The organism is Actinotignum timonense (assembly GCF_030216305.1).
GTDB lineage: Bacteria > Actinomycetota > Actinomycetes > Actinomycetales > Actinomycetaceae > Actinotignum > Actinotignum timonense_A.
The window spans coordinates 68,505-81,409 of the sequence record NZ_JASOKT010000002.1 but is presented as its reverse complement, the minus strand read 5'-3'; the positions used below and the strand labels follow the sequence as shown (position 1 = coordinate 81,409).

Here is a 12,905-nt window from a genome sequence, read left to right as displayed (position 1 = left end):
GTTTCACAGCTGAAGCTGGATAGAGAATTATTTTCCACGGAGGTACCCATGGCCATTCACGCACATACCTTCGGGCGGCTCGCCCTTTCCGCCGCCCTGGCCGGCGCCGGCATTTTCCTTCCCGCCACCGCCACAGCCGGTGGTCCCGATCCTGACCGGACGCTCATGCGCAATGTCATGACCGCGACAGGAGGCGGAGTGAACTGCCGCGGCGGGGATACCTGCGTGGAGAAGGTGGGCGACGTCGCCCATGTGAGTTACACGGTTCAGGTAGCTCGCCTGGTGGAATCCTCGGACCATATCCAGACTGCGCAGGGCGCGGCGGTTTTCGTTCCGACCGTGCTGGAGAACGTAAAAATGACGCTCACCAGCGTTCCGGACTACCCCGCTCTTGAGGCCCTCCAGGCCCAGCCTGATTTCGATTGGGAGAGCCGCTGGACGGTTCCCACCAAGCCCGTCAATCAGGAACTCCGTATCTGGGATGTGGGCCGCGACAGCGACGGGGATGCGGTTTTCGATCCCGAGCTCTATCCCGATATAGCTCCCGAGGATTTCCCCTGGTACTCACACATCACGCCGGATTTCGAGGATCCTAATCTTGGTGTGCGGCGTATAAAAGCCGACTTGGCCGTTGCCACAGCTCCGCCGTCGTACCTCGCCTACGGCGGCGAGGTAGCGAATATGGACCTCTATGACGAATACTCTTTCGGAATAGGCGGCTCGGGCGTCTACACGCTCCGCGTGGAAGGCGATGTGGCGGTGCAATCGGAGGTGACCGTGCTGCCGATCCGCGCCATAAATAAGCTGTGGAAATGCTCGCAGGAAGGCGGCGGGCCCGGTTCGTATATGGAGGGCTGCCAGAGCCTGCAAGAATTTGAATGGGGCCGCATGGGCGATCTACCCGCGTATTCACTCAGCGATCCCGCGGTGAATGCGGCTGCACGCGAGCGGGTCACGGATGCCGGTTTGACCGGCTCGCCGCAGTGCGTGGTGACGCGGGAAACCGGACGCAACGATCTTATCGGGAAAGATATTGAGGGCTCCCTGGGTGCGGGCGATTGGTATACCTACCTCTACGCGCTCCACGCCAATCCCGCGGTTACCTACACCATCAGCGGGGTTGGCGAGGACGGCTGCGATCAAGCCGCCGCGGTCATCACGCTGTGCGAGCAGCCGGAGCCGTCGCCGGAACCTTCCGAATCGCCCGAGCCGTCTTCTTCAGCCGATCCGTCGCCCGAACCTTCCACTTCGCCGGAACCGGAGCCTTCTGAATCGCCGGAACCCGAACCGTCCATGTCACCGGAACCTTCCGAATCGCCGGAGCCGTCCACTACGCTGGTGCCGGAACCCGGTGACCGGAGCGTGCCCAGCCCGACGCCGTCCACGCCAGCGCCGCCGGCACCTACACCTACCGTGCCGGCTACTATGAGCACTCCGAATGTTCCCAGCACACCGCCTTCGGTGAGCACGCCGCGCCCAACGCCGCTACAACGCACCGGCGCGAACTCCGCTGCGGGCCTGGCACTCGCAGCGCTGCTGGGCGGGGCCGGAGTAGCGCTCGCGGCCTGGCGCCGGTTCCGGGGCTAAAGCCGGGCTTCGGGCTCCGCTACGACCCCGAGCCGGTAATGGCAATGGTGCCGGGAGCGGCGTCGAAATTACCGACAACGGCGCCGATCTCGCATTGGGCCGGATAGAGCGCGGAAACCGCGTGACCGTCCGAGCTGATGGTCACCGCCCCGGAACAGCGGTCGGTGAAGCGCAGATTCGCGGTGTCCCCGCCGGTCAGATCGGAGAGAATACTCGTCGGCGCACCGCTGGCGGGGCTGGTGTAGAGCGGCGTCGTCACATTCTCACCATTGGGCCACACCCCGATAATGCTGATGGGAATCGGCTGCCCCTGCTGGATCCGCGGGGGCACCGTGACCTTGACGGAGCGCAGGCGCTGGAGGGGATAGGCGGTGGAGGTAGCCGTTTCATCCCCGGCCGCCTTCGCGGTTGCCTCACTAACCTCGGTGAGCCACTGCGAAAGCTCCTGTTCGTCTTCAGGAACGTAATCCGAACTCACCGTGGCGGTAATGGTCACCGGCTGGCCAACCGTCACGGTGGGAGCCTCCAGGGTCCAGGCACAGCGGGCCGTGAGCGAAGTCGTGGCATTGGAATGCGGTTTGCCGGCGCGATCCCACACCACGTCGGCGCATTGCGGCGCCGCTGCCCCGCTCGTTCCCTTCGTGTTCTGCTGCTCAGACTGCTTTTTCGCGGTATCCCCACCTTCATCCTTGGGTTGCGGGGCGGGAATCACCTCCAGCACGTTACCCGAAATCGGGCTTTTTGCGGTTTTGTACGTGACGGTGTAGTCGATGACCTGGCGTTGCGGATTCCACTTCGCCTCGCGCACAATCGACAGACCGGAGGGAAGCGGGTGATCCTCCAGCCGCGCCTGGATCGGTTCGGTGGGAGCGGTATCGGCACTTTCCGCCTGCGGCCACAGCATCCACACCACCCCGGCAATCGCCGCGAGGAGCGTCACGGCACCCAGCGTCACGAGAATCCAGTGCTCGCGTATAAAACTCCCGGTTTTTTCCCAGAAGCTCGGCTCACGTTCAACCACGGGCGCGGGTACATAGTTAAGGTCCAGTGCCGCGCCGGAACTAATAATGGTGGCCGACGGCGCAGCGTCAAGCTCCCCTAAACTCTCGCGGGAGAGGACGACGGCGGGGCGGGCGGGCGCCTCTTTCTCAGTATCCTTAGCCGCGCCCGGCGCTTCGCGGGCGAGTGCGGCGGCGTTGAAAGCACCGTCCAGCATGGTGGCCGGGTAAAAGACCGGGGCGGAGGGGTTGATCTCCAGGGGGTCCTGGCCGGCGCTTGCCTCCACGCAAGCCGGTAACCTGTCAAGCACCTGCGCGGCATCCGGCCGGGTATCCGGGTTCTTCCCCACCAGCTCATCGAGCAGAGCCGCGGTGTTTTCTTCCAGGCCGGCCAGCGGAGCAATTTTCTCCGTGAGGTGGCGATGCGCAATAGTGAAAGGATTGAGGCCCTCCCCGCCGAAGGGGGTGCGCCCGGTGAGCATTTCGTAGAGCATAATGCCCACCGCGTACATATCCACGCTCGGGGTGGCGCGCGCCTGCGCGATGAGTTCCGGAGCCATATAATCCGGGGTTCCCACGATGCTCGTGGTTTTTGAGCCGGTCCCGATAATCGCGGCAATACCAAAGTCTGTTACTTTGACGTTGAAACGGTCCTCCGCTTCGGTGCGCCCGCGTAGTTTTTTCCGCCCCGGAAGGGCCTTATCTTTGCCGGCCGTGGCTGGCGTATCTGGCGCGACCGCCGCGTCCGGAGCCAGCCCGGTCAAAATAATATTGTCCGGTTTGATATCGCGATGGACGACATCGCCCGCGTGTGCGCTCTGGAGTGCTTCAACCACCTGACGGGTGATATCCAAGGCATCCGCGGGGGCTAAGGGGCCGTGCTCAGCGAGGTATTCGCGCAGGTTAGGGCCGGGCGCATACTCCATGACGATGCCGAGTTTGCCGCCGTCGGCCACCAGATCATGCACCCCGACGATATGGGGGTGGCTGAGCTGGGTGAGGACGGAGCGTTCGGTAATGAAACGCCGCAGAATTTCCGGGTCACCCACGTATTCGTCGCGCAGGAATTTAATGGCAACGCGGGTGCCATCATCCTTGCGTTCCCCCTCGTAAACCACGCCGGAGGCACCGCGGCCGATGGGGGCGAGGGCGCGGTAGGAAGCTCCAAAATCGAATGCGGTACTCATGCGTCATCCCGCACGGTCACGGCTTGGATGAGGGTGGCGGTGCCGCCTTCGCAGGCGTAGCCGCGCCCGGCGGTCATTTTGACCGGGGAGCGCCGCGGGAGGCGCACGCCTAGGAGGTCGCCATCGTAATCGCGGTTCGGGTGGAGCAGAATGCCCAATCGTGATTTGCGTAGCGTCGCCGTCCATTTGCCGTAGGCGGAACGCAGGTCATCGTTGCGGCCGGCTGCGATAATAAGGAGCTGCTGGTTGCTGGTGGCGAGGAGATCCTTGAGGGCTTCTTCCCCTTCCGTGACCTGGTGTGCGTCGTCGATCAAAAGAATAGTGGGCGTGGTACCCAGACCGGCTTCCGCCACCGCGGAGGGGACATCCTCGTGGTCATAAACGTTGTCGAGGACGTCGCTACCGTGCAGCGGGGAGCGGCGCGAGGCCAGGCCGATAATGCGCAGGGGGCTGCCGGCGGCCCGCGCATCGCCGGCCAGTTTTGTGGCGATGCCCAAGAGTACCGAGCTTTTCCCGCTGCGCGCCGGCCCGGAAATGAGCATATGCTCCCCGGCGTAGGCTTCCAGGCAGTAATCGCGCAGGGTGGCTTCTTCCACTCCGACCGGGATAATCCAGGGCTCCCCCGTTAGCTGCGCGGTGGTACTCAGATCGGATACCCGCAGGTCGTCGCTCAGGCGCGCCACCACGGTGGCTTTCTCCACCGGCTGCCAGCGCGCCGCCACCGTGGCAATAGCCTGCTCTAGCGGGGCGGGAATGGTGGCCACATGCCCGTGGAGTTTCGTGATCGCATCCACGTAGCGGCCGGGAACCTGGGCGGGAATATTATCGCGTGAGACCCCCACCAGGGAGTAGTCATAAGAATCGGCCAGGCGATAGAGCCATTTCTGGGTGGTGACTTCATCCACCGCCGCGGGAATGGCCTTGAGGCGCGAGGTGGCGCCCACCATGTGGATGCCCACGCCCGGCCCCTTGCCCCATACCTGGTAGAGCCCTTCGAGGAGTTCCATGCCTTCCGCGTCATCGTATTCTTCACGCAGGGTGGCGAATGAATCGATAAAAACGTAGATATCGGAGTATTCGCCCGGGTCCGTGGTGCGCTTATCGTATTCGCTGCGCAGGTAGCGCAGCAGGCGCTGCTGGAGTTCACGATTGGCTTTGCCCGGCCCGGCGTAACCAATGGAATGGGGCAGTTCGTGGAGGGGTTCCAGGCCGCGCCCGCCCAGGTCAAGGTACAGGAAATCCGTGGTGGCCGGGTCGGATGTTGCGGCGATGACGAGGGCGAGGGATTGCAGCGTCGTCGTTGTTCCCGAACCGGGAATGCCGGCGAGCATAAGATTGCCTTCCGCGGGCCGCCAGCCGGCCGGGATTTGGCGCTGGTGGCTGGGATCATCGGCGAGGGCCACGGCGACGGTATCCCCGCCCGCGCTCACGCGAATATTAGCTACGCCTTCACGCGGAGTATCGGTATCGAGGAGTAGATCCACCCGCTCGCCCAGCGGTTCGGGCCAGACGGGCCGCGGGGTGCCGAAGCCCGCGGCGCGGTGGGCTTCTTGGATGGCTCGGATAAGGAGATCGACGTCGGATTCTTCGTCCCCGGCGCGCGCCACGGTGTGATCAGGGAGCGGACCGCCCAGCTCAATTTCGTCCACGTGAAGGTCGGTGGATTGGGCCGCGTCGCTTATACCCGTCACGAGCGCGGTTTGGATGGGGTGAATATCTTCTTCACCGAGTTTGATATAGGCGCGCCCGCGCTGTTCGCGGCCGATGCTGGAGGCGTGCGGCACCCCGATAACATTCGAGGAATCATCGCGTGATTGCACCCGCAAGGCCACCCGCATATTGGTATTCGCGAGGATGTCATCATTGACAACGCCGGCGGGGCGCTGGGTAGCGAGCACCATATGCACACCGAGGGTACGCCCCACCGCGCCGATAGAGACCAGGGAGGAGAGTACATCCGGGTACTCTTTCGCGAGCTGAGCGAATTCGTCGACGACGACGAGAATGCGCGGCATGGGCTCACTAGGGTTCGTCGCCAAGTAGTTATCGAGGTTGTCCACGCCTTCCCCGGCGGCCGCGAAGCATTGCTGGCGGTAGAGCATCTCAGCTTCCAGGGCACGTAAAGCACGGTAGGCCAGGGAGGGCTCCAGATTCGAGAGAGTGCCGATGGTATGGGGAAGCTGGTCGAGGGTGGCGAAGGCCGCGCCGCCCTTGAAATCAACCAGGATGAACGTGAGGTGCTGAGGATCTACCCGGGCGGCGAGCCCGGCCACCATGGTGCGCAGCATCTCCGATTTACCCGACCCGGTGGTACCACCCACGAGGCCGTGCGGGCCATCGCGAACCATATCCAGCCAGTATGTACCATCTTCGGATACGCCCAGCGGGAAGCGGAATCCCTTATTGTTCTGCCACAGCTGGGTGATATCCGCGCTAGTCATATCGCGGGAAAGCCCGAGCAGGCCGAGAAGATGTACAAGGGGCGGCAGGGCCGCGCCAGCATCGCGCACTTCCGGATCATCGAAAAGGGAGAGGGAACGCGCCCACTCTTCTAGGCGCGGCTCGGTGGATATCGCCCCGGCAATATGTTCGATGGTGACATCTTCGGAGGGGATACTCAAGGTCAGCTCCGCCCCGGGTTTCGCCTCGATAACACTATGGCAGGAAGCAGGGAGCTGTTCGGGGCGGGTGGCCAGCACGATACCGCTGACTTCTTTAGCTTTCTGGGAGCCGGTCACATCCTCCCCTCGGTAGGCGAGGAGGTCACGGGCCGGGCAATCCCGACCTTCCAGGAGTGCCACATCATCAATAACGAGGAAAAGGGATGCGGAAGGCAAGCCGTTGAGGCCATCGCGTAGGCCACGCAGCATGGTTTGGGCCGGAGTGCGCTCAAAGGCAAGATAGCGATTATTCGGGTTAGCTCCGCCCACGCGGGTATGGGGCAGCCAGGCGCACCAGCGCCAGTGTTCGGAGCGGGCCCGGTCGGTAGCAACCGCGATCGTCATATCGGCCGGGCCGGAGAGGGTGGCCAGCTGGGTCACCAGGGAACGCGCCAAGGCCAGGGCCTCGTCACGCTCACCCCAGATACCTACCGGGCCCTTGGTGAAATCCACCCGAACCGGGGCGGCCGGGATGCGGGCCAGGTCGAGGATCTCGCGTACCCGCGGTTCCGGTTTGGTACTGGCATTTTCGAGCGGAACCTCGAAGGGAACCGGCCCGGTACCAATCTGGGCGCTGCCGAAATCGAAGTGATCGGAGCGCACCTGCCACAGGCGTGGCCCGCCGCGCCGAGCTTGTTCGGCCAGCTCGTGCTGGTAGGGAGTTTGGGCGCGCATCCGGGAGCGTTCCACCAGGGCGGCTTTGCCGATATCCACGGTGAAATCCTGGAGCGCGGCCACGAACTTTTCTTCTTCTTCGATTTTGCTTTTCTTGGAGCGGCGCTTCTGTTCAATAAAAGAACCGATGGCGATCACCGGGGAGAAAAGCGCGATGAGGGCGAAGCGGAAGGAACCGAGCACCGCCACGAGCACCACGGCCATGAAAATCGGAGCTAGGATCGCGGCCCAGGAGAGCCGGCCGGGTTTTTCCGGCATTTTCTTTTCCGGCGCTTCGAGTTGTTTGGGGTGGGCGGGCAGGGCTCGGCGCGGGGGTCGGTTAAAAGCGACCGTGGACACGGCGGTGAGCACGCCGTGAGCGGCGTCGTCGTTCTGTTGAGAAGTCTCCTCATCACGCCGGACTGCTTCGAGGTAGAAGGCCCCGATGCCGATCACGTCCCCGGGATGCACTTCGGTGGCGCCTTCCTCCCCTTTTAGGGCCGCGCCGTCCAGGATGGTGCCGTTCGAGGAGTTATCGTCACTGATCCACAGGCCGTCCTCGCGCACTTCCACCAGGCAGTGCGACCACGAAACCGTGGGGGAATCCAGGTGGATATCGGCTTGCGGGCTGCGGCCGATGCGCAGGGTACGGCCCGCGGGAAGGGAGATATAGCGCCCGGTATCCGGTCCCGCTGTAATGATGAAGCCCCACTCCTCGGCGGGCTGTTGCGGTTCGACGGCGGAAATGACGCTTCCCTCGTGCACCCCGGCGCGGGCCAGGGTGGTTGAGGGGGTGACCGCCACGCCGTCCACCCACATGGTGGCCCATTCGCGCCGGTCGAGGTGGGCGCCGTCGAGGATATCCCCGACGCGCGTCTCTTCTGTCACGTTTGTCAGAGAAAACAACCGATCCGAGTGATCGCTCCTAATGACAATACGCATATCGTTTTCCGCTGTGCCTTTACCTTCAGGGGCCGCACCTGGGGTGATGCGGGCGGCCCGCTCCGCTTTTTTCGGGGTGTTCCTTAGTGGGCACCCTCAGAGGAAATCCATTCGACGCGCCCATCCACGATGGCTGCTTGCACCGGGCACGGACCGTCGCCCGCGCTACCTGCGCCGCTGCCACCGCTACTCCCGCTACCTGCGCCGCCACCCGCGCTGCCCGCACCGCAGCGCGCCACCCGTTCGGTTCCCGATACCGCAGCTTCGCGGGCTTCGGAGGTGGTGAGGGCCTGCATGATCTTGGCCGGGTCGGTGGAGTCGGCTACCGCGGCGGCGGCCACGAAGCTGAGCACCGCATCGTGACTGAGGCCGTCCGCGTACTGCCAGCGCTCGCTGAACTCGGTGTCATCGCGCAGGGAGGGAAGCGCGCCGTTGGTGCGCATCACTTCCACGGCCTGGAGGAAACCGCCGGCCGGCAGCCCGCTGGCATCCGGTGACGTTAGGGAGGTTCCTCCCGGGGTGGGGAATCCGTAACTGTAAATACCGGCAATCGGGGTGCGTGCATCGGTGAGGGCCGTGCTGAGTACGCCATTGAAAGCTTCCGGCCCCACGAGGATCGGACCGTCGTATCGCGCCCCGCGCAAGCCGGTGACCTGCTGGGCGATCGTGGATGCCGGAGCGTCAATCACCACGCAGGGATTGGGTCGTCCCAGGGTGGCTTCCAGCACCTGGGCGCTCACGGTGGCGGGTTCAGCCAGACCGATATGGGCATCGACCCCGCGCACGCCCCGCACCCCGTTGGCGAGCTCCCCGCCCACCGAAACCACGGTGGAACACTGGAGGTCACCGAGCTGGTTGGTCAGCCCGGTGATCCAGCCGCCCGCGGTGGGAAGCTGGTAGTGCGCGCCCTCGGGAACATTGGCGGAGGGCTGGAGCTGGTAGGGGAAAATAATGGGGAGCCCGGCATCGGCGGCCGCGTTCGCGAGTGCCAGGGTGTGGCTACCGGTAGTGAGGGCAATGACTCCGGAAACATCGCTATCGGATAATTCGGCGATGGCGGCGCGGGCGCCGTCGTCACTCCCCTGATCGGAGACGGTCACAAGTTCCACCGGGGTGCCGCCCTGCGCGAGGCGCCATTGCGCTACTCGTACGCCTTCACCGCTGAGGTCCCAGCCCGGGCCCTGGGTGAGATCTTCCGTATAAGATACGACGACGCCGAGCTTGAGGCCCTCGGGCACATTCTCCACGGCGAGCTCCACGGAGGCCGGCGGGAAAGCCTCAAAATCGGGTTCGCTGGCCGTCCGTGCCTTTTCTGATTGGTACCGGAAGAACCAGATCAGGGCCGCGAGGAGGGCGATCAACAGAAGAGCCGCGAGAATACCGAGTGCGGTACGGCGCTTATCGCGAGCGGGCTCGCCGCCCGCCGGGTAGGCCCCGGAGGATTGAGTTTCGGCCTCGGTGTGCTTAGCGGATTCGCTCACTTTTCCTCCTCAGTAGGAATGACGTGGAAGGAGTACATTCCGATTTCCGCGTTGCCGGATGCCGGGAGCGTGGGCAGCTGTTCGAGGCGGGCCAGGGAGGCGCGTAGACGCGCGGCCCCGAAGGCATCTGCCCCGAGTGCCGAACGGTACCCGGATTGAATGGTTGTGGTGGTCGCGGTGGAATCGCTCAGCTTGGCATCGGCAATTCCAAGGTGACCTTCGGAGGTTTTCATGGCTCCGAGCAGGCCGCCGCCACCGGGGGTATTGGTCCCGATATCCGCGAGCACGTTGACGAGGTCCTGCATAATGAGCGCGGACACGGCATCCGAATTAGTGATCGCGTTGCGGCTGGTTGTGCTCACGGTTGCGCTGTTCTCATCCATGAGCTGGTTGGTTTCCGCGTCCAAGGTGTTATTCGCGTCCGTAATCAGACCGGTGGTGCTCCGCACCGCGCTGGACCCGGTATTGCGCAGGTTCTCGGAGAATACCGTCAGCTGATTGGAGACGCTATCGAAAATCGCGCTGGAGGAACGTTCGGTGCGATCCCGCGCGGTGGAAACCCCGGTGTAGAGGCGGTCGCGATTGGTAGTGCCCGTTTCATCGGTGCGGGTCTTCGATTTTCCAACGAAACCGTCCAGTTCCGCGGCGAAGGCATCCAATTCACCCACCACGTCACGGGCCAGCGGGGCCAGATCCGCGTAAATATCAACGGTGGTGGCGATGTTCTTATTCAGTTCGTCAACCATCTGCGCGAGTTGTGCGGTGCGATCCTTGCGCTGATCATCGAGGCGAGCGCGTTCGGCATCCAGATCCGTGAGGATCTGCTGGGATTGCGTGAGGCTCTCGCGTAGCTGCGCGAGCCCGGCAATGGCCTCCGGCTGATTCTCCCCGCTCACCGATTGGCTTGCTTCCATAATCGAGGTGATATGATCACGGGTTTCCTGCCCGAGGAAACGCACGGATTGGCGATATTTACCCGCGCGGTTACCGATCATTCCCGCGGTATGCGGGCATTCGGCGCCGGTGAGATCGCGAACAACCTCCCGCACTGCCTTTTTATCGAGCTTGGGATTGGCGATCAGCTCCTCCGAGCCAACCTCACGGGTCAGGCCCGCGTCAATACACATGGATTCCGTGATTTCGGTGAGGCGCTTGTCCTGAGCCTGGTTACGTTCAAAAGCCTTCCCGGCTTCCGCATTCACCCGCGCGAATTCCTTATCCAGGGTATCCACGAGCTTGAGTGCGGCATCGAAACGCTTCTTGAGTTCGTCAATATAGGGCGTCATGGGGGCGCTGGAATCCACCGTTTCGGGCGGAATCTCGTGGGGAGCACCCGCACTGGGCCCCGCGCTTGGCTCCGCAGTAGGCGCCGCGCTCGGTTCAGGCGTACCGGAAGGTTCGGTTCCCGCGCTCGGTTCAAGCGAGCCAGAAGGCTCGGTTCCCGGCCGCGGCGGGAAGCTAGGAGAAAGCCCGGGCGTGGGTTCCGGCTGCGGCAGGCGGCCTTCGTGCTGGTAGATCTGCAGGTCTTTCGCGAGGGTGTTCACGCTGCGCAGCGCTCCATCCAATTGCTCAACCGTATCCAGGTTCTTGTGCTGGGAACCGCCACGCAGCTGCGTGACCAGCTCTTCACCTTCGGAACGCACCTGGTTGCTCAGCTCATTCAAATCATGGTGGGCGCTGAGAACCGTGCAGGTCAAGGTGGTGGCAACGGCCGGATTCGCGCAGTCTTCCGGGGAGGGATTTTGCGGCCCGAGGATGCTGTCCAGATCGGAAAGAATATGTTCCTGGCAGCGGGTGGTGGTGGCGCTCAGCGCTTCCAAACGGGCGGAGAGGCCGTTGATAACCCCGTACACCCCGCCGGCCGGAATCACTTCTTCCGGGTTGGTGACGGTGGGCAAGTCATCGCCCGCTGCCGGGCCGCTGGGCTTGGGTGCCGGTGACAGCGTGGCCATGGGAATGGAGCTTGCCGTTGGCCTGGGGCTGGGATCCCCATTCGGGAGGGTGGGCCACGGCGACGGCGCGGCACCCGTACCCGCAGAAGCAGAAGGCGAGGGAGCCGGGGATGCCGGCGCGCTCGGCCCCTCCCCCGGGCTGGGAGCCGCCGGCGTGGAAGCTGCCGGGCTGGGAGCCGCCGGGCTCGGCGTAGCCGGCAGATCTTCTTCCAGGCCGAAGTTGATTTCGCAAGTATCGGGGTTGATATCGATACGCGGCCGGGGAGCATCCGGGTTACCCAAGAGGGTGCGCACAGTGGCGGTTGTTTCCGCCAGCGAGCTGGACATGGTGGAGCCCGTGCTGGCGAAGAGGCTGTTGAGGCGCGATTCCAGGCTCTCGAGCGTGGATGAGACGGACTGCGCCGAATTCTCGATGCGCCCGCGCGACATTTCCAGATCCCGGATAGTGCGCGAACCAATGGATCCGCCGGCGTTGGCGAGCATGGCACGCGCATCCTCAAGGGCGGTCCCGGAATCCGCGAGGATATCCGCGGATTCTTGCAGGGTACGGATCGTTTGGGAAACGAGCAGTGTTTCCTCACGCTGCTTGCGCGAATCCGGGTTGATACCGAAGCCGGGCTGCGTCGCAATATTAATAACGGGCGTGACGAAATCCTGTGCCTCAACAACCAGCGTGAAATGCAGGAGCGAGGTGGTGGACCCTACTCCGGTGAGTCCAGCCCACTGCACCGTGGTGGTACCGCGGTCATTAACGGCGACGACGCCGTTGGTTGCTATGCCTTCACCGCCGGCCTGGGGAGTCCGAACAGCTTCGGGAGCGATACCGGGCAATTCCACACCGGCAGCAACCGACATCGGGGTGGCCACCAGGACCTCGTGACTAACAGCGCGCCCGTCAATATCCGCGTTCACCCGCTCCAATTTACCTGTGATATTTTGCACAGTGACATCGATGCGGACCGGGCCGGTAGCCCCGGCAACACTGCTGGCATCTGAAGTGGTGACCCCGTTAAAGGTGTAGGAGGTCACCACCCGGATGGGGAGGTCCCCACCGGCGGCTGCCGGATCAATACGGTGGCCATCACCGCCGGCCATGGCCGTAATGGCTCCGTCACCGCCCACCTGGATCGTGACAACTCCAGGGTCGGCCTGAGCCGGGACAGCCACCGCCACTCCGGCCACGGCCAGAGCGGGAACCGCCAGAGCCAGAAGCGCTGGCCGGCATCGCTTCACAAAGTTGCGGACAGGAAACATTGGGCGCCTTTCGTACTGTGGTGAGCGCATGACGGCCACACCCTATCACTACGTGATGACATAATTTCCCTGGCTTAAACCGCGCCAGAAAGCCGTTTCCCGGGAATTTGGTTTTTATTTACCTTGGGGGCACATACTATGCGGATTTACCTTCGTTTCACGGTCCCGCGCGGCCGGAGAAGCACCGTCG

General features: G+C 63.7%; 5 protein-coding genes. 1 reads left to right on the top strand and 4 read right to left on the bottom strand.

Features of this window, described 5'->3' with window-relative positions:
• Positions 1-48: 48 nt before the first annotated feature.
• Positions 49-1,587, top strand: coding sequence for a hypothetical protein (locus tag QP305_RS02080; RefSeq protein WP_284903664.1), 1,539 nt, complete (start codon positions 49-51; stop codon positions 1,585-1,587).
• A 19-nt stretch (positions 1,588-1,606) separates the two neighbouring features.
• On the opposite strand, the gene QP305_RS02075 is transcribed toward QP305_RS02080, so the two are convergent.
• The 4 genes from QP305_RS02075 to QP305_RS02060 form a co-directional block, all read right to left on the bottom strand.
• On the bottom strand, positions 1,607-3,772 hold the full coding sequence (locus QP305_RS02075; RefSeq protein ID WP_284903662.1) for a serine/threonine-protein kinase: 2,166 nt from the start codon (positions 3,770-3,772) through the stop codon (positions 1,607-1,609).
• Positions 3,769-7,974: an FtsK/SpoIIIE domain-containing protein gene (locus QP305_RS02070; protein WP_284903660.1), complete on the bottom strand. Its 4,206-nt coding sequence runs from the start codon at positions 7,972-7,974 to the stop codon at positions 3,769-3,771. Before QP305_RS02070 ends, QP305_RS02075 begins: the two co-directional genes overlap by 4 nt.
• 137 nt (positions 7,975-8,111) lie before the next feature.
• Positions 8,112-9,509, bottom strand: a complete 1,398-nt coding sequence (locus tag QP305_RS02065) for an ABC transporter substrate-binding protein (RefSeq protein ID WP_284903659.1) — start codon at positions 9,507-9,509, stop codon at positions 8,112-8,114.
• Entirely contained in the window at positions 9,506-12,715 is a 3,210-nt protein-coding gene (locus QP305_RS02060) for a hypothetical protein (RefSeq protein ID WP_284903658.1), read from the bottom strand. Before QP305_RS02060 ends, QP305_RS02065 begins: the two co-directional genes overlap by 4 nt.
• Positions 12,716-12,905 lie beyond the last annotated feature (190 nt).

What these genes read in the sequence shown, in the direction of transcription:
- QP305_RS02080 (WP_284903664.1), top strand. Translation starts at nt 49, where the DNA reads ATGGCCATTCACGCACATACCTTCGGGCGGCTCGCCCTTTCCGCCGCC.
- QP305_RS02075 (WP_284903662.1), bottom strand. Translation starts at nt 3,772, where the DNA reads ATGAGTACCGCATTCGATTTTGGAGCTTCCTACCGCGCCCTCGCCCCC.
- QP305_RS02060 (WP_284903658.1), bottom strand. Translation starts at nt 12,715, where the DNA reads ATGTTTCCTGTCCGCAACTTTGTGAAGCGATGCCGGCCAGCGCTTCTG.